General features: G+C 47.0%; 14 protein-coding genes. 13 read left to right on the top strand and 1 reads right to left on the bottom strand.

The window, feature by feature from the left end; genetic code table 11:
* The first annotated feature begins 168 nt into the window (after positions 1-168).
* From tig to yihA, 5 genes are all read left to right on the top strand, one after another.
* Positions 169-1,443 carry a trigger factor gene (gene tig / locus MY7_RS11575; protein WP_007612901.1) on the top strand — a complete coding sequence of 425 codons (1,275 nt, stop codon included), beginning with the start codon at positions 169-171 and terminating at the stop codon, positions 1,441-1,443.
* Between the two features lie 271 nt (positions 1,444-1,714).
* Entirely contained in the window at positions 1,715-2,977 is a 1,263-nt protein-coding gene (clpX, locus tag MY7_RS11570) for an ATP-dependent protease ATP-binding subunit ClpX (protein WP_007612899.1), read from the top strand.
* Positions 2,978-3,126: 149 nt separating this feature from the next.
* Complete coding sequence (gene lonB, locus MY7_RS11565) at positions 3,127-4,785, top strand: ATP-dependent protease LonB (protein WP_007612897.1); 1,659 nt, start codon at positions 3,127-3,129, stop codon at positions 4,783-4,785.
* Between the two features lie 198 nt (positions 4,786-4,983).
* On the top strand, positions 4,984-7,308 hold the full coding sequence (gene lon / locus MY7_RS11560) for an endopeptidase La (protein ID WP_007612896.1): 2,325 nt from the start codon (positions 4,984-4,986) through the stop codon (positions 7,306-7,308).
* Positions 7,305-7,892 (top strand): ribosome biogenesis GTP-binding protein YihA/YsxC, encoded by a 588-nt coding sequence (gene yihA / locus MY7_RS11555; RefSeq protein ID WP_007612895.1) that lies wholly within the window; start codon positions 7,305-7,307, stop codon positions 7,890-7,892. Before lon ends, yihA begins: the two co-directional genes overlap by 4 nt.
* Before the next feature lie 32 nt (positions 7,893-7,924).
* Here the strand turns inward: yihA and MY7_RS11550 are convergent, their stop codons facing one another.
* The gene (locus MY7_RS11550; RefSeq protein ID WP_007612894.1) at positions 7,925-8,416 is read right to left on the bottom strand and encodes a hypothetical protein; all 492 of its coding nucleotides are present in this window, start codon (positions 8,414-8,416) and stop codon (positions 7,925-7,927) included.
* Between the two features lie 193 nt (positions 8,417-8,609).
* Here MY7_RS11550 and hemA point away from each other — a divergent pair, with 193 nt between their 5' ends.
* The 8 genes from hemA (at position 8,610) to ysxE (ending at position 17,912) form a co-directional block, all read left to right on the top strand.
* Positions 8,610-9,977 carry a glutamyl-tRNA reductase gene (gene hemA, locus MY7_RS11545; protein WP_003152628.1) on the top strand — a complete coding sequence of 456 codons (1,368 nt, stop codon included), beginning with the start codon at positions 8,610-8,612 and terminating at the stop codon, positions 9,975-9,977.
* A 7-nt stretch (positions 9,978-9,984) separates the two neighbouring features.
* Positions 9,985-10,815 (top strand): cytochrome c biogenesis protein, encoded by an 831-nt coding sequence (locus MY7_RS11540; protein ID WP_007408154.1) that lies wholly within the window; start codon positions 9,985-9,987, stop codon positions 10,813-10,815.
* 34 nt (positions 10,816-10,849) lie between these two features.
* Complete coding sequence (gene hemC, locus MY7_RS11535) at positions 10,850-11,791, top strand: hydroxymethylbilane synthase (RefSeq protein WP_007612889.1); 942 nt, start codon at positions 10,850-10,852, stop codon at positions 11,789-11,791.
* Positions 11,781-12,560 carry a uroporphyrinogen-III synthase gene (locus MY7_RS11530; RefSeq protein ID WP_007612887.1) on the top strand — a complete coding sequence of 260 codons (780 nt, stop codon included), beginning with the start codon at positions 11,781-11,783 and terminating at the stop codon, positions 12,558-12,560. The genes hemC and MY7_RS11530 overlap by 11 nt, the downstream gene beginning before the upstream one ends.
* Before the next feature lie 5 nt (positions 12,561-12,565).
* Positions 12,566-13,540, top strand: a complete 975-nt coding sequence (gene hemB, locus MY7_RS11525; protein ID WP_029326045.1) for a porphobilinogen synthase — start codon at positions 12,566-12,568, stop codon at positions 13,538-13,540.
* 28 nt (positions 13,541-13,568) lie between these two features.
* A complete protein-coding gene (gene hemL / locus MY7_RS11520; RefSeq protein WP_007612883.1) occupies positions 13,569-14,858 on the top strand; it encodes a glutamate-1-semialdehyde 2,1-aminomutase in 1,290 nt (429 codons plus the stop codon).
* A 132-nt stretch (positions 14,859-14,990) separates the two neighbouring features.
* Positions 14,991-16,856 (top strand): LysM peptidoglycan-binding domain-containing protein, encoded by a 1,866-nt coding sequence (locus MY7_RS11515; protein WP_007612881.1) that lies wholly within the window; start codon positions 14,991-14,993, stop codon positions 16,854-16,856.
* Positions 16,857-16,889: 33 nt separating this feature from the next.
* A complete protein-coding gene (gene ysxE, locus MY7_RS11510) occupies positions 16,890-17,912 on the top strand; it encodes a spore coat protein YsxE (protein ID WP_029326046.1) in 1,023 nt (340 codons plus the stop codon).
* The last annotated feature ends 8 nt before the right edge of the window (positions 17,913-17,920 follow it).

The following is a 17,920-nucleotide window of genomic DNA, read 5'->3' as shown; positions in this document are numbered from 1 at the left end:
GTTGTATTTATGTATAGCGGTTTAACTGAAATGAGAATTACGGTTGGACAGGCTGCCAGTTCATTACATAATGATTCTGATTCAAAGCGGTTTTTTCTTTGACAAAGCCGCGGATTGCTTTAGAATGGAAGACCGACACAACCTGAATAGATTTTTGGAGGGAAACACATGTCTGTAAAATGGGAAAAACAAGAAGGCAACGAAGGCGTATTAACGGTTGAAGTTGATGCGGATACGTTCAAAACAGCTCTTGATGATGCATTTAAAAAAGTAGTAAAACAGGTTTCTATTCCTGGATTCCGCAAAGGGAAAGTTCCCCGCGGTTTATTCGAACAGCGTTTCGGCGTTGAAGCTCTTTACCAGGATGCTTTAGATATTTTACTTCCTGTAGAATACCCTAAAGCGGTTGAAGAAGCCGGCATTGAGCCTGTAGACCGCCCTGAAATCGATGTTGAAAAAATCGAAAAAGGCGAAAGCTTGATTTTCACTGCAAAAGTGACTGTAAAACCGGAAGTGAAACTTGGCGACTACAAAGGCTTAGGAATCGAAAAAGATGACACTGCCGTTACTGACGAAGATGTACAAAACGAACTTAAAGCGCTTCAAGAGCGTCAGGCTGAGCTTGTCGTGAAAGAAGAAGGCGCTGTTGAAAACGGCGATACAGTCGTTCTTGACTTCGAAGGTTTCGTTGACGGCGAAGCGTTTGAAGGCGGAAAAGCTGAGAACTATTCACTTGAAGTAGGATCAGGTTCATTCATCCCGGGCTTCGAAGAGCAGTTAACAGGCCTTGAAGCAGGCGCTGAAAAGGATGTTGAAGTAACATTCCCTGAAGAGTACCACGCTGAAGAGCTTGCCGGAAAACCAGCTGTTTTCAAAGTGAAAATTCATGAAATCAAAGCGAAAGAGCTTCCTGAGCTTAACGACGAATTCGCAAAAGACATTGACGAAGAAGTTGAAACGCTTGCTGAATTAACTGAGAAAACAAAAAAACGCCTTGAAGAAGCAAAAGAAAACGAAGCTGACGCTAAATTGCGTGAAGAGCTTGTTCTGAAAGCATCTGAAAACGCTGAAGCTGATGTTCCACAAGCGATGATCGACACTGAGCTTGACCGCATGCTGAAAGAATTCGAACAGCGTCTGCAAATGCAAGGCATGAACCTTGAGCTTTACACTCAATTCTCAGGCCAAGACGAAAACGCGTTAAAAGAGCAAATGAAAGAAGATGCCGAAAAACGCGTAAAATCAAACCTGACTCTTGAAGCGATCGCTCAAGCTGAAAACCTTGAAGTAACGGACGAAGAAGTTGAAGCTGAGCTGACTAAAATGGCTGAAGCTTACAATATGCCGGTTGAAAACATTAAGCAGGCAATCGGTTCAACTGACGCGATGAAAGAAGATTTAAAAGTTCGAAAAGCAATTGATTTTCTTGTAGAAAACCGTTAATATGGTTCATAATAATAGACATAATAAAACAGGGCGCGATTAATTCGTGCCTTGTTTTGTACAATTATGATATAACTCTTTTTCTTGGGGCAAGATAGTCATTGCCGGGCTGTTTTTCGTCATACATATAGAATGTGCAAGTGCGAAACACATTGTTACCGTCTTACTGGAAAGTATGGTAAAATGCAATACATACTCGATCGTAGCAAGAACCGTTTTCTTTTGCCCTTCAGGTAAAAGAAAAAGTGAGACAAGATTAAGGGGTGAAAGAATGTTTAAATTCAACGAGGAAAAAGGACAATTGAAATGCTCGTTCTGCGGAAAAACGCAAGATCAGGTTCGTAAGCTGGTTGCAGGACCGGGTGTATATATATGCGACGAATGTATCGAGCTCTGTACAGAAATCGTAGAGGAAGAGCTTGGTACAGAAGAAGAAGTCGAATTTAAAGACGTTCCGAAGCCGCAGGAAATCCGTGAGATTCTGAATGAATATGTCATCGGACAGGATCAGGCGAAGAAATCACTTGCGGTTGCGGTATACAACCATTACAAACGCATCAATTCCAACAGTAAAGTGGATGATGTCGAGCTTTCTAAAAGTAATATTTCTTTAATCGGACCGACTGGAAGCGGGAAAACACTTCTTGCCCAGACGCTTGCCCGTATTCTGAACGTGCCGTTTGCGATCGCGGACGCTACATCTCTGACTGAAGCCGGATATGTCGGTGAGGACGTAGAAAACATCCTCCTCAAGCTGATTCAGGCAGCAGACTATGATGTGGAAAAAGCAGAAAAAGGCATTATTTATATCGATGAAATCGATAAAGTAGCGCGAAAATCTGAAAACCCGTCTATTACACGCGACGTATCAGGCGAAGGTGTTCAGCAGGCGCTGCTGAAAATTCTTGAAGGAACGGTTGCAAGCGTGCCGCCTCAAGGAGGACGCAAACATCCTCATCAGGAGTTCATCCAGATCGATACGACGAACATTCTGTTCATTTGCGGCGGTGCATTTGACGGCATTGAACAAATCATCAAACGCCGTCTCGGACAAAAAGTCATCGGTTTCGGCTCAGATAATAAAGCGGCAGACCTGGAAAAAGAAGAACTGCTTTCTAAAGTTCTTCCGGAAGACTTGCTCCGTTTCGGGCTGATTCCTGAATTCATCGGCCGTCTTCCTGTCATTGCAAGCCTTGAGCAGCTTGACGAAACGGCACTGGTCGAAATTCTGACTAAACCGAAAAACGCACTCGTCAAACAATACCAGAAAATGTTAGAACTTGATGATGTCGAGCTTGAATTTGAAGACGAGGCATTATCTGAAATTGCGAAAAAAGCGATCGAGCGAAAAACAGGCGCACGCGGCCTGCGTTCTATCATTGAAGGCATCATGCTTGACGTCATGTTTGATCTGCCGTCCCGCGATGATATTGAAAAATGTGTCATTACCGGAGCGACAGTCGCAGACGGTGAAGCACCGCGTCTTGTATTAAAAGACGGCACAGTTGTCGGCCAAGATAAAACATCAGCATAACATGACAAAACCTCCTGACTCGAATTGATCAGGAGGTTTTTTTCTTGTCCTGACCCTTCTGAAAATGTTTATTCCGGGCTTAGCTGGGAGATACTAGCGGACAGAGGAATGAATTGGATACATAAATCGTTTTTTCAGGAGGGACCAGCATGAGTTGGACAGGGATCGCATTATTTGTACAGCTGTTTTTCGGGATAGTCATCGGATTATACTTTTGGAATCTGCTCAAAAACCAGCGTACACAAAAAGTGACGATAGATAAAGAATCAAAAAAAGAAATGGAACAGCTGCGCAAAATGCGCGCCATCAGTTTATCAGAACCTTTATCAGAAAAGGTGCGGCCGAAAAGCTTTCAGGACATTGTCGGCCAGGAAGACGGAATTAAAGCGTTAAAAGCAGCGCTTTGCGGACCGAACCCGCAGCACGTCATTATTTACGGTCCTCCGGGAGTCGGAAAAACGGCTGCGGCGCGGCTGGTATTGGAAGAAGCGAAAAAACATAAACAGTCACCGTTTCAAAAGCAGGCTGTTTTTGTTGAACTTGATGCGACGACCGCGCGGTTTGATGAACGGGGGATTGCCGATCCGCTTATCGGTTCAGTGCATGATCCGATTTATCAGGGAGCGGGTGCGATGGGCCAAGCAGGCATTCCGCAGCCGAAACAGGGGGCTGTGACCCATGCTCACGGCGGGGTATTGTTTATTGATGAAATCGGTGAGCTTCATCCGATTCAGATGAATAAAATGCTGAAGGTGCTTGAAGATCGAAAAGTATTTTTAGACAGTGCGTATTACAGTGAAGAAAATACGCAAATACCGAATCACATTCATGATATTTTTCAAAATGGGCTTCCGGCAGATTTCCGTTTGATCGGAGCGACAACGAGAATGCCGAATGAAATTCCGCCGGCCATCCGTTCGCGCTGTCTTGAAGTATTTTTCCGCGAGCTGGAAAAGGATGAACTTAAAATCGTTGCGAAAAAAGCAGCCGACAAAATTCAGAAAGAGATTTCTGACGAAGCTCTCAGTGTGCTGACCACATATACGAGAAACGGACGTGAAGCCGTCAATATGATCCAGATCGCCGCCGGCATGGCGGTGACTGAGGACAGACAAGAAATTACGACAGAAGATATAGAATGGGTTGTTCATTCCAGTCAGCTTACACCTAAAAATGAGCAGAAAATCGCCGATGAACCGCAAGTCGGCATCGTGAACGGACTTGCTGTCTACGGGCCGAACAGCGGCGCATTGCTGGAAATCGAAGTGAATGTCACACCTGCGCAGGACAAAGGAAGCCTGAATATCACGGGAATTGCAGAGGAAGAAAGTATCGGCAGCCAATCGAAGTCGATCCGCCGCAAAAGCATGGCGAAGGGATCTGTGGAAAATGTTCTGACGGTTCTGCGCACAATGGGCATCAAACCTTCAGACTACGACATTCACGTCAATTTTCCGGGCGGAGGCCCGATTGACGGACCTTCAGCAGGTATCGCGATGGCCGCGGGGATTTTTTCCGCGATTCACCGCATCCCGATCGACCATACGGTGGCGATGACGGGAGAAATCAGCCTGACGGGGCTTGTCAAACCGATCGGCGGCGTCATTCCGAAAATTAAAGCCGCAAAACAGGCCGGAGCAAAAACGGTCATTATCCCATATGAAAATCAGCAGTCCATTCTGAAACGAATAGACGGAATCACCATTAAAGCGGTAAAAACGTTCCAGGAAGTGCTGGACGTCATATTGGTTGACCCACCTTCAGAACAAAAACCGTTTGATATCCAAATGAATAAAGAATCCGTATAAACCCCATTTTTATAATGGGGTTTTTTTATGGAGGACATCTTTTCCTTTTTCAGAACAGAAAGAAAGGGTATACTACGAAGAGACTGTTTTATATACAGGGCAGGCGGATAAGCCGATTTTGCCCGATCCCGGAATTGTACAACGATGAAAAAGTTGTATTATAATGGTTCATACTAAAGTCACGGAGGTGTCAGTCACATGGCAGAAGATACAAAACGCAGCATCCCGCTCCTCCCTTTAAGAGGCTTATTGGTATACCCGACAATGGTTTTACATTTAGATGTAGGCCGTGACAAGTCGGTTCAGGCTCTTGAACAGGCAATGATGCATGATCATATGATTTTTTTAGCCACTCAGCAGGATATTTCGATAGACGAACCGGGTGAAGAGGATATTTTCGCCGTCGGCACTTATACAAAAATTAAACAGATGCTGAAGCTGCCCAACGGTACGATCAGAGTGCTTGTAGAAGGAATTCAGCGGGCGCAGATCCTTGAATACACCGAGCTCGAAGATTATACTTCGGTCGATATACAGCTGATGCATGAGGATGATTCAAAAGACGTGGAAGACGAAGCGCTTATGCGGACGCTGCTGGACCATTTTGACCAGTACATAAAAATTTCTAAAAAAATCTCCGCAGAAACGTATGCGGCTGTGACTGATATTGAAGAGCCCGGCAGAATGGCGGATATCGTCGCTTCTCATCTCCCGCTGAAATTAAAGGACAAGCAGGACATTTTAGAAACGGCGGATATTAAAGAACGTCTGAATAAGGTCATCCGTTCCATTCATAATGAAAAAGAAGTGCTGGAGATTGAGAAAAAAATCGGTCAGCGCGTCAAACGTTCGATGGAACGCACTCAAAAGGAATACTACTTGCGTGAACAGATGAAAGCCATTCAGAAGGAGCTTGGCGACAAAGAAGGAAAAACCGGCGAAGTTCAGTCGCTCACGGAAAAGATAGAAGAAGCAGGCATGCCTGAGCGTGTCAAAGAAACGGCGCTTAAGGAATTAAGCCGTTACGAAAAAGTGCCGTCAAGCTCAGCGGAAAGCTCTGTTATCCGCAACTATATTGACTGGCTCATCGCCCTTCCGTGGTCGGATGAAACAGAAGATAAACTTGATATTAAAAAAGCCGGGGAAATCTTAGATAAAGAGCACCACGGCTTAGAGAAAGTGAAAGAGCGGATTTTGGAGTATTTGGCCGTGAAACAGCTGACGAAAACGCTGAAAGGGCCGATTCTTTGTCTGGCCGGACCTCCGGGAGTCGGTAAAACATCTCTAGCAAAATCAATCAGTACGAGCATGGGGCGCCGTTTTGTGAGAATTTCACTGGGCGGAGTGCGCGATGAGTCTGAAATCCGCGGGCACCGGCGCACATACGTCGGAGCGATGCCGGGCCGTATTATACAGGGGATGAAAAAAGCCGGCAAACAAAATCCGGTCTTTCTCCTGGATGAGATCGACAAAATGTCGTCTGATTTCAGAGGCGATCCGTCTTCGGCGATGCTTGAGGTGCTGGATCCGGAACAAAACAGCACATTCAGCGACCACTATATTGAAGAGACGTTCGATTTATCGAAAGTGCTGTTTATCGCGACTGCGAATAACCTTGCTTCCATACCGGGACCTCTCCGAGACAGAATGGAGATTATCAGCCTGTCAGGCTACACTGAAAACGAAAAGCTGGAGATCGTGAAAGACCACCTGCTTCCGAAACAAATCAAAGAGCACGGGCTCACAAAGAGCAACCTGCAGATTCGGGATCAGGCGATTACGGACATCATCCGCTACTATACGAGGGAAGCCGGCGTGAGAACGCTTGAACGCCAGATTGCCGCCATTTGCCGAAAGGCTGCGAAAGCCATTGTGTCTGAGGAGAGAAAACGCATTACCGTTACAGAGAAAAATCTGGCCGACTACCTCGGAAAACGGATATTCAGATACGGACAGGCGGAAACCGAAGATCAAATCGGGGTTGTCACGGGGCTTGCGTATACGACGGTCGGCGGAGATACGCTGTCAATCGAAGTGTCATTGTCACCAGGAAAAGGAAAGCTGATTCTGACCGGGAAGCTTGGAGATGTCATGCGGGAATCAGCGCAGGCCGCTTTCAGTTATGTCCGCTCGAAAGCGGAACAGTTCGGAATCGACCCGAAATTCCATGAGAAGTATGACATTCATATCCATGTCCCTGAAGGAGCGGTGCCGAAAGACGGCCCTTCTGCCGGAATTACGATGGCCACGGCGCTCGTTTCAGCATTAACGGACCGTGCGGTAAAACGCGAAGTCGGTATGACGGGAGAAATCACGCTGCGGGGCCGCGTGCTTCCGATCGGCGGACTGAAAGAAAAGGCGCTCGGCGCGCACAGAGCGGGCCTGACCACTATTATTGCGCCTAAAGATAACGAAAAAGATATAGAGGATATTCCAGAAAGCGTCAGAGAAGGACTGAAGTTTATATTCGTTTCTCACCTGGATGACGTTTTGGAACATGCCTTAGTAGGAGAGAAGAAATGAAAGTCACAAAGTCAGAAATCGTGATCAGCGCGGTCAAACCCGAACAGTACCCTAATGGGGGGCTTCCGGAAATCGCGCTGGCGGGAAGATCAAATGTAGGAAAGTCATCTTTTATCAATTCATTAATCAATCGGAAAAACTTGGCCAGAACGTCATCAAAACCGGGGAAAACACAGACCCTAAACTTTTACATCATCAATGATGAATTGCATTTTGTCGACGTTCCCGGGTACGGATTTGCGAAAGTTTCCAAAAGCGAGCGGGAAGCATGGGGGAGAATGATTGAAACCTATATGACGACCCGCGAAGAGCTGAAAGCTTGCGTGCAGATTGTCGACCTCAGACACGCGCCGTCTGCTGAAGACGTGAACATGTATGAATTCCTGAAGTATTACGGCATTCCCGTCATCGTTATCGCGACAAAAGCGGATAAAATTCCAAAAGGAAAATGGGACAAGCACTTAAAGGTTGTCAAACAGACGCTTGATATGGATCCTGAAGATGAGCTGATTTTATTTTCCTCTGAAACGAAAAAAGGCAAAGATGAAGCATGGGGAGCCATTAAAAAAATGATCAGCCGGTAATGAAAAACCCAAAACGCAGTGCGTTTTGGGTTTTATCGTATAGTTTTGTTCCGCTTGATAAACAATAATAAAAGGCTGATTCCGATGAAAACATACGGCCAGTATGTTTTGAAATGTTCCGTCGGAATATGGACGGACTCCAGCCACGCCGTAATTTGTTTAAAGAAGTATAAAAAGAGGGAAAAACCAATCATGGCAACCGCTTCGTATACATATTCTTTTCTGGCTGCCGCAAATAAGGAGAATCCGAAGACGAAGAGAATCATTTCAAAATCTCCCGGCCACCATGAGAGCTCAGGTTTGGCGAAAAAGTGTAAACCTATGCCGAAAAGAAGCATGCCGATCAGGACGTGAGGCCCGGCCGCTTCCTTTTTGCCCTGATACAAGAGCACGGCGCCCAAAAGCATAAGGAGCACCGGCCATTCCCCCTGATTCTCAAACAGGTGAACCTGTCCGCTCTGAAGCCATGCGAATAATGAAGCGGCAAGCAGAAGTCCCGGTAATAAAATTGATGTTTTTTTCATCCTGTCACCTACCCGCAGTAAAGGATTTTTAGTATGATGATTAAGTGGAAACGAGCTTTTTATACTATAGCATAACATTTTTGAAATCTGTTCACATTTTCCCGAAGAAACTATGTTATAATTATTATAAATAATAAATTCTATGTTAGAATGATTATAAATAAATTGCGATGTACGGGGGTGCATGAAAGCGATGCATATTCTTGTTGTGGGAGTAGATTATAAATCCGCCCCTATTGAAATACGCGAAAAAATAAGCTTTCAGCCGGATGAGCTTGCAGAAGCGATGCTCCGTTTAAAAGAAGAAAAAAGCGTTCTTGAAAACATTATCGTGTCAACCTGCAACCGCACCGAAATATATGCGGTGGTCGACCAGCTTCATACCGGCCGTTATTATATAAAGACATTTTTATCCGAATGGTTCTCGCTGCCGAAAGAAGAGCTGTCTCCGTTTCTGAAATTTTATGAGAGCGACGCGGCGATCGAGCATTTATTCCGTGTGGCGTGCGGCTTGGATTCCATGGTCATCGGAGAAACGCAAATACTCGGCCAGGTCCGCTCGAGCTTTAAAACGGCGCAGGCAGAAAAGACGATCGGCACCATTTTCAATGAGCTGTTTAAACAGGCGGTGACCGTCGGCAAACGCACGCATGCCGAAACCGATATCGGCGCCAATGCCGTTTCCGTCAGTTACGCCGCCGTTGAACTCGCGAAAAAAATCTTCGGCTCATTGTCAAATAAGCACATTTTGATTCTCGGTGCGGGAAAAATGGGCGAGCTCGCCGCAGAAAACCTGCACGGTCAGGGTATCGGCAAAGTAACGGTCATCAACAGAACGTTTTTGAAGGCAAAAGCGCTTGCTGACCGTTTCTCCGGAGAAGCGCGCAGCTTAAACCAGCTTGAACATGCACTTGCTGAAGCTGATATTTTAATCAGTTCGACAGGCGCAAGTGATTTCGTCGTGTCTAAAGAAATGATGGAGAGAGCGGGCAGACAGCGGAAAGGCCGCCCGTTATTTATGGTGGATATCGCTGTGCCGAGGGACCTCGATCCGGCGCTGAACGATCTTGAAGGTGTTTTTCTGTATGATATTGATGACCTTGAAGGAATCGTTGAAGCCAACTTACAAGAACGCCGTGAAACCGCTGAAAAAGTCGAGCTGTTTATTGAAGCGGCAATTGTTGAGTTTAAGCAGTGGCTTAATACGCTCGGCGTTGTGCCGGTCATTTCGGCGCTGCGTGAAAAGGCGCTGTCCATCCAGTCCGATACGATGCAGAGCATTGAGCGTAAGCTGCCTCATCTGACGGTAAGAGAGAAAAAACTTCTCAGCAAACATACGAAAAGCATCATTAACCAAATGCTGCGCGACCCGATTCTGAAAGCGAAAGAGCTTGCGGCTGAAGCGGATTCAGATGAAAAGCTGAAGCTGTTTATGCAGATTTTCGATATTGAGGAAGAGGCCGGCCGCCAGCTGGACAAAAGCCTGGATAACCGCCAGACGGTTCATTCGTTTCAAAAGGCAGAAGCAAAAACGGGCTTACGTCCGCTTGTAAGTGAGTGAGGGCTGTATGATTGATACAGCAATGGCAAGACTTAATGAAGCGACAATTGTTATTTATGCAGTCAGCGTCCTTTTTTACTTTATAGATTTTCTTCAACACAACCGGAAGGCTGGGAAAATGGCCTTCTGGTTGCTTTCTATTGTCTGGACTCTGCAAACCGTCTATCTTTCTTATTTCATGTGGCAGACGGGCAGATTTCCGGTCTTGAATATTACAGAGGCCCTTTACTTTTATGCGTGGGTGCTTGTCACGCTCTCACTTGTGGTCACGCAGATTCTGCGCGTTGATTTTATCGTGTTTTTCACGAATGTCATCGGTTTCTCGATGATTGCGATCCATACGTTTTCACCGACGGATCAGCATTCGGCCGCTTTTTCCGGCCAGCTGGTCTCAGAGCTTTTGGTCATTCATATTACAATGGCGATTCTGTCTTACGGCGCTTTTTCCCTTTCTTTTGTTTTTTCGCTTCTTTATCAGTTTCAATATTCTTTATTAAAGAAGAAAAAGTGGGGAAAATGGCTGTTGAGAATTGAAGATTTGTCAAAACTTGATTATATGGCTTACGTTTTAAATGTCATCGGGGTTCCGATGCTGCTGTTGAGCCTGATATTAGGCGTGATCTGGGCGTATGTGTCGCTGGAAACGCTGTACTGGTTTGATTCAAAAGTGCTCGGTTCGTTTATTGTGCTGCTTTTATACAGCTACTATTTATATATCAGAATGATTAAGGAACTGCAGGGAAAAGTGGCGGCGTTATGGAATTCAGCATGTTTTCTCGTGCTGATGATTAATTACTTCCTGCTCGGAAGCCTGTCGCAATTCCATTGGTTCAGTTAACGCACGCGCCCAAACAGATTCGGGAGGAAAGAAAATGAGAACGATTAAGGTAGGTTCCAGACGGAGCAAACTGGCTATGACCCAGACAAAATGGGTGATTAACAAATTGAAGGAATTGAACCCTTCCTATAACTTTGAAATCCGGGAGATTGTCACAAAAGGCGACCGCATCCTCGATGTTACGCTGTCAAAAGTGGGCGGCAAAGGTTTGTTTGTCAAAGAGATTGAACAGGCGCTGCTGCATCAGGAGATTGATATGGCGGTTCACAGCATGAAAGACATGCCCGCCGTTATGCCTGAGGGTCTTGTCATAGGCTGCATACCGAAACGTGAGGATCCGCGTGATGCGCTGATTTCAAAGGGGCATCAAAAGCTGGACGACATAAAAGAAGGGGGCATCATCGGCACCAGCAGTTTAAGAAGAAGCGCCCAGATTCTTGCTGAACGCCCTGATCTTACAATTAAGTGGATCAGAGGCAATATCGATACGAGACTTCAAAAGCTTGAAACGGAAGATTACGATGCTATTATTTTAGCGGCTGCGGGGCTTTCGAGAATGGGCTGGAAAGATGATGTCGTATCTGAATTTCTCGAACCGGACCGCTGTCTGCCTGCGGTCGGCCAAGGCGCTCTTGCCATTGAATGCAGAGAGTCGGATGAGGAGCTTTTGAAGCTGTTTGCGCAATTTACCGATGAGTATACGCAGCGCACGGTGGCAGCCGAACGGGCTTTCTTACACGCGATGGAAGGCGGCTGCCAAGTGCCGATAGCCGGGTATGCGTCCGTCAATGACCGGGATGAGGTTGAATTGGTCGGTCTTGTCGCGTCTCCGGACGGAAAGACGATTTATAAAGAAACAGCGGCGGGACATAATCCGGAAGAAATCGGAAAACGCTGTGCGGCGATGATGTCTGAAAAAGGAGCCAAAGCATTAATCGACAGTGTAAAACAGGAGCTCGATCAGGATGGCAAATGACCTTCCTTTACAAGGAAAGACCGTGCTTGTCACCCGGAACAAAAGACAGGCCGCACCGTTCCGAAAAAAAGTGGAGGCGCTCGGCGGAACGGCTGTTTCCGCTTCGCTGATCGCTTTTCAGGAAGCGCTCCAGGATGAATGTGCGGACAGTCTCCGGGAAGACCTTTCTGAGCCGGGATGGCTTGTGTTTACAAGCGTAAACGGTGTCCGGTTCTTTTTTTCCTATCTTGAACGTCACGGTCTTGCGCTTTCGGGACGGAAAAAAATCGCAGCCGTCGGTGAAAAGACTGCGCGCGCCCTGAAAGAGCGGGGAGCCCGGACGGATGCGATGCCTGACGAGTATGTGGCGGAATGTCTGGCTGATACTTTAAAACGGCACGCATCAGCTGCCGAACCCGTTTCAGTGATAAAGGGCAATTTATCACGCGATGTCATAAAAGCGGAGCTTGAGCCGCTTGGCTATCAAATAAGGGAATGGGTGTTATACAATACCATTCAGGATGTTAAAGGCATGGACGAGCTGAGACGGGCTGCATCCCGCTCTCATTTTGATTTTATTACGTTTACCAGCTCATCGGCGGTCCATACGTTTATGCACGCGGTCGGAGACGGAGAACAAGCGTGGAAAAACAGCGGTGCGAGCTATATCAGCATCGGCCCTTTGACAGAGAAAGCGCTCTTGGAATACGGGATCTCATCCCATGTGCCTGACACTTATACGATTGAAGGCATGCTGGACGTCATGTGCAGCATGTCGGGAAAGGATTGATAATGATGAATCAAACATTTAACAGACACCGCCGTTTGCGCGCGAACGCTGCGATGAGAGATTTAGTAAAAGAAACACGTCTTCACCCCTCAGATTTTATTTACCCGTTATTTGTCGTTGAAGGGCTCGAAGGAAAAAAAGAAGTTCCTTCTATGCCGGGGGTTTATCATGTATCACTCGATTTGTTAAAGGATGAAATGGCTGAGCTGATATCGCTCGGCATTAAGTCGGTCATCGTTTTCGGCGTGCCGGAAGAAAAAGACGCCTGCGGAACCCAGGCTTTTCATGATCACGGCATTGTGCAGAAAGGGATTGCTGAAATTAAAAAGCATTATCCTGAAATGATCGTAATCGCTGATACATGCCTCTGTGAATACACGGATCACGGCCATTGCGGCGTCGTGAGAGACGGAGAAATCTTAAATGACGAGTCGCTTGAGCTGCTGGCGCAGACAGCCGTCAGCCAGGCTAAAGCCGGCGCTGACATCATCGCTCCTTCAAATATGATGGACGGTTTTGTCACAGTGATCAGGGAAGCGCTCGACAAAGAAGGATTCACGAATATTCCGATCATGTCTTATGCCGTGAAATATTCAAGTGAATTTTACGGTCCGTTCCGTGACGCGGCTGACAGCACGCCGCAGTTCGGAGACCGAAAAACATATCAGATGGATCCGGCCAACCGCTTGGAAGCGCTCCGTGAGGCTGAATCAGACGCGGCAGAAGGCGCTGACTTTTTAATCGTCAAACCGTCTATGTCATACTTAGATATTATGCGTGATGTGAAAAACCGCCATCACCTGCCGCTGGTCGCATATAATGTGAGCGGGGAGTATTCCATGGTGAAAGCGGCAGCCCAAAACGGCTGGATTAAAGAAAAAGAAATGGTGCTGGAAATTTTAACAAGCATGAAACGTGCAGGAGCCGATCTGATTATGACGTATCATGCAAAAGACGCAGCAAAATGGCTTGCTGAGTAACGATTTCATTTGACGGGAGCTGAGGCAGATGAGAAGCTATGAAAAATCAAAAGCCGCTTTTAAAGAAGCGCAGAAACTGATGCCGGGCGGAGTAAACAGCCCGGTGCGCGCGTTTAAATCAGTTGATATGGACCCGATTTTTATGCAGCGCGGAAAAGGATCGAAAATTTTTGATATTGACGGCAATGAATATATCGACTACGTCCTGAGCTGGGGGCCGCTCATTTTGGGCCACACGAACGACCGGGTCGTTGAAAGCCTGAAAAAAGTAGCCGAGAACGGGACAAGTTTCGGGGCATCTACTGAAGTGGAAAACGAACTGGCCAAATTGGTCATTGAACGTGTGCCGTCTGTTGAAATCGTGCGGATGGTCAGCTCTGGCACAGAGGCGACAATGAGCGCCCTGCGTCTGGCAAGAGGATATACCGGCCGCAACAAAATTTTGAAATTCGAAGGCTGTTACCACGGCCATGGTGATTCGCTGCTGATCAAAGCGGGATCCGGAGTGGCGACACTCGGCCTTCCGGACAGCCCGGGCGTGCCGGAAGGAATAGCAATGAATACGATTACCGTTCCATACAACGACTTGGAAAGCGTTGCACTTGCATTCCGGGAGTACGGTGAAGATATTGCCGGGGTCATTGTTGAACCGGTAGCAGGCAATATGGGCGTTGTTCCGCCGCAGGAAGGCTTTTTACAAGGACTTCGCGACATTACGGAACAGTATGGCGCGCTGCTCATTTTTGACGAGGTCATGACCGGTTTTCGCGTGGATTATAACTGTGCGCAAGGGTATTTCGGCGTGACGCCTGACTTAACGTGTCTCGGCAAAGTCATCGGCGGCGGTCTTCCTGTCGGTGCGTATGGCGGAAAAGCTGACATTATGGAACGAATCGCGCCGAGCGGTCCGATATACCAGGCGGGAACATTGTCAGGAAATCCGCTTGCCATGACAGCGGGACTTGAGACGTTACAGCAGCTCACACCTGAATCTTACCAAGAATTTGTGAAAAAAGGCGATATGCTTGAAGAAGGCATTTCAAAAGCAGCTGAAGCACATGGCATTCCGCACACGTTTAACCGGGCGGGTTCAATGATCGGCTTCTTTTTCACAAATGAGCCTGTCATTAACTATGAAGCAGCCAAATCTTCTGATTTAAAGCTGTTCGCCAAATATTATAAAGGGATGGCTGACGCAGGCGTATTTCTGCCGCCGTCTCAATTTGAAGGATTGTTTCTCTCCACTGCGCATACAATGGAGGATATTGAAAAAACCATTGAAGCCGCTGAGAAAGTGTTCCAGGCGATCAGCCGCTGATACCGAAAAGCCGATGCAAGCAAGACTTGTATCGGCTTTTTTCAATGCCTCCATTATCATATTTCCCCGGATTGCGGCATACACCTTTAGTGACATCTAATTGTATGGATTAGATGAAAGGAGGATATGAACTTGCCGCATAATCACCGATTGCAATTTTCTGTTGAAGAATCAATCTGTTTCCAAAAAGGACAGGAAGTTTCTGAATTACTTTCGATTTCATTAGACCCTGACATCAGGGTGCAGGAAGTAAATGATTATGTCTCAATTAAAGGATCATTAGAACTTACTGGCGAGTACAACATAGATCACAGCAGTCATTTTGAAGAGCTTGATAGGGAGCTGAGGCATGTAGAGGAAGTGAGGGCGAGGGAGGATGGCACGGCCGAGCTCATTCATTGTTTCCCGGTGGACATCACGATTCCGAAAAATAAAGTGAGCCACCTCAATGATGTTTTCGTATTTATCGATGCCTTTGATTATCAGCTGACGGATTCAAGGATCTTAACCATTCAAGCTGATTTGGCAATTGAAGGGCTGCTTGAGGAATCCGAGCCAAAAGAGCCGGAGATCCCTTTGTACGTGGCGCCTGAATTTGCCAGAGAAGAAATGATCAATCTTGCCGGACATCATTCTGAGGACGAAAACGAACCAGAATTAATGATACGCCATGAGCCTAAAATACCTTTGACTGTATCAGAAGAAGCAGCACAAGAAACCGAGAAGAACGAGGAAGAAATCCCGCCTTTAATCAGGCTGGAGGAAGAAGAGCAGGAAGCAGCCCCGATTCTGAGGGAGCGGGAAGAAGAGCAGATTCTGAGGGAACAGGAAGAAGAAGAGCAGGAAACTGCCCCGATTTTGAGGGAGCGGGAAGAAGAAGAGCGGGAAGCAGCTCCGATTCTGAGGGAACGGGAAGAAGAGCAGGAAGCAGCCCCGATTTTGAGGGAGCGGGAAGAAGAAGAGCAGGAGATTGCCCCGATTCTGAGGGAGCAGGAAGAAGAAGAGCAAGAAACTGCCCCGATTCTGAGGGAGCAGGAAGAAGAACAGGAAGCAGCCCCGATTTTGAGGGAGCGGGAAGAAGAAGAGCAGGAAGCAGCCCCGATTTTGAGGGAGCGGGAAGAAGAAGAGCGGGAGACTGCCCCGATTCTGAGGGAGCAGGAAGAGGTGCCGAAACCTGTTTCATTTACTGAGCCTCCTCCTCCCGTTTCCTTCCAACACGAAGAAGAGCCGGAAGAAGCTGAGGAGCCTGCAATCATGTCGGCTGTGAGGAATGAACCTGTATTTGAGGATGATTCAGCGGAAGTGCAGGAAGAGCCAAAAGATGATATCGAACCGGTTTTCCCTGCGTTCACTCTGACTCCGCATGCAGAAAAACGAAAAATTGCGGAACAGCCCTTCCTTCAAAAAGAAGAGCAACCAGAGGCCGAGCCGCTTCTCCGTCAGAGCGATCATGAGGCGGCAGAAGACGAAGATGAGCCTGCGGTTTTTCAAGAAGAGCAGGCGCCCGTTTATCGCGAGTTCGTTCCGGAACGGCAGGAAGAGGAGTTTTACAGCGCTCCTAAGCTGCTTGAAGAAGAGGCTCAGGATGAAGAAGGGTTTGAAATTGAGGTAAGGAAGATGGCGCCGCCGGAGGAGGAAACCGGGAAACCTATCGATTTGTCATTTCAGTTTTCCAAACTGCCGCCTGAGGAGCCGGCGCAAGCTGAACAGCCTGAGCCGCTTAAGCCTGAAAGAAAGAATGAAGAAGCGGCACCGGGAACCGAGCAGAAGGAAAATGACAACTCTCATTACTTGACAAAATTATTTACAAGGGAAGAAGAAAAGTTTTCAAGAATGAAAATTTGTATCGTACAGCAGCAAGATACTATCGACCGGGTGTGTGAACGATATGACATAACATCCCAGCAGCTCATCAGAACGAATGCTTTATCGTTTGATGACGAGCTTGAAGAAGGTCAGCTTCTGTATATACCTGAATATAATAACAGCCATGCGTAAGCACAAAGAGGCCGTAAAAATGTGGTGAATGGAATGGAAGCAGTCCAATCAGTGCTTCAGGAATACGGGCTGGCGGCTGAGTATATTGAGTCTGTCAGCCCGCATGTTTGGAAGGTCTACTCAAACTACGGCATTTTTGCTTTGAAACAGCTCAAGCCGGCCCGCAGCAGTGAATTTACGGATCTTATGATTGAGATTGAGGAGAAAGGCTACCGATCATTTGTGCCGATCTGCCGCACGTATGCCGGCGATTTTTTTGCGGGAAGACAGACGGAGAATTCTTATTATTTAATGCCTTGGCTTCAGTACGATCAGGAAGAGGAACGGGATCAAAAACATGTTTACCTTTTTAAAGAGGTCGCGAAGCTCCATTCTGCGACTGTGCGGGACATCCAAATCCGGACTGAAGATATCAGCGGCTTTTATGAAGCAACGAAAAGAGATTGGGAAAATGATAAGCTTGTCTATGAACAATTCGCCGACCGGGCGGAAAAAGAGTGGTATCTTTCACCTTTTGAACTGCAGGCTGTTACGTATCTTACAGAAACGGTTTCCGCCGTCAATTTTGCTCTGGAGCGTCTGGAAGAATGGTTTGACGCGGCAAAGGATCATGACAAGACGAGAGCGGTGATCAATCACGGCAGCCTATCGAGCCGCCACTTTCTGTATAATGATGCGGGATCGGGCTTTTTCACAAATTTCGAGAAAGCTGCGCTGGGCCCTCCGCAAAACGACCTGCTCGGCTTTTACTCCAGAATGTTCAGAAGCTATCCGAAAGCATGCCCGGAATGTCTGGACTGGTTTTATACGTATCACAAATCATTCCCGCTCCGTGAAGCGGAAATCAGCCTGTTTCTCAGCTATATGGCTTATCCGTCCGCCATGTACAAAGTGCTGAAACGGTATCAGACCGGCCAAAGGGGCTCTGAAAAAGACGAGTGCACGCAATTATTAAGAGCGTTTTGGCAGATGAAAAATGTTGAGCCTTTTCTCATGAAGGTTCATCAGATTGAACGGGAGAAAAAAATAAAAGCGGAAAACGAGTCCTCTTCATAACGGGACTC

The sequence above is a fragment of the Bacillus sp. 5B6 genome, assembly GCF_000259405.1.
GTDB lineage: Bacteria > Bacillota > Bacilli > Bacillales > Bacillaceae > Bacillus > Bacillus velezensis.
Note: the sequence above shows the minus strand (reverse complement) of the source record. Positions and strands in the feature narration are given on the sequence as shown.

What these genes read in the sequence shown, in the direction of transcription:
- tig (WP_007612901.1), top strand. Translation starts at nt 169, where the DNA reads ATGTCTGTAAAATGGGAAAAACAAGAAGGCAACGAAGGCGTATTAACG.
- clpX (WP_007612899.1), top strand. Translation starts at nt 1,715, where the DNA reads ATGTTTAAATTCAACGAGGAAAAAGGACAATTGAAATGCTCGTTCTGC.
- lonB (WP_007612897.1), top strand. Translation starts at nt 3,127, where the DNA reads ATGAGTTGGACAGGGATCGCATTATTTGTACAGCTGTTTTTCGGGATA.
- lon (WP_007612896.1), top strand. Translation starts at nt 4,984, where the DNA reads ATGGCAGAAGATACAAAACGCAGCATCCCGCTCCTCCCTTTAAGAGGC.
- yihA (WP_007612895.1), top strand. Translation starts at nt 7,305, where the DNA reads ATGAAAGTCACAAAGTCAGAAATCGTGATCAGCGCGGTCAAACCCGAA.
- MY7_RS11550 (WP_007612894.1), bottom strand. Translation starts at nt 8,416, where the DNA reads ATGAAAAAAACATCAATTTTATTACCGGGACTTCTGCTTGCCGCTTCA.
- hemA (WP_003152628.1), top strand. Translation starts at nt 8,610, where the DNA reads ATGCATATTCTTGTTGTGGGAGTAGATTATAAATCCGCCCCTATTGAA.
- MY7_RS11540 (WP_007408154.1), top strand. Translation starts at nt 9,985, where the DNA reads ATGATTGATACAGCAATGGCAAGACTTAATGAAGCGACAATTGTTATT.
- hemC (WP_007612889.1), top strand. Translation starts at nt 10,850, where the DNA reads ATGAGAACGATTAAGGTAGGTTCCAGACGGAGCAAACTGGCTATGACC.
- MY7_RS11530 (WP_007612887.1), top strand. Translation starts at nt 11,781, where the DNA reads ATGGCAAATGACCTTCCTTTACAAGGAAAGACCGTGCTTGTCACCCGG.
- hemB (WP_029326045.1), top strand. Translation starts at nt 12,566, where the DNA reads ATGAATCAAACATTTAACAGACACCGCCGTTTGCGCGCGAACGCTGCG.
- hemL (WP_007612883.1), top strand. Translation starts at nt 13,569, where the DNA reads ATGAGAAGCTATGAAAAATCAAAAGCCGCTTTTAAAGAAGCGCAGAAA.
- ysxE (WP_029326046.1), top strand. Translation starts at nt 16,890, where the DNA reads ATGGAAGCAGTCCAATCAGTGCTTCAGGAATACGGGCTGGCGGCTGAG.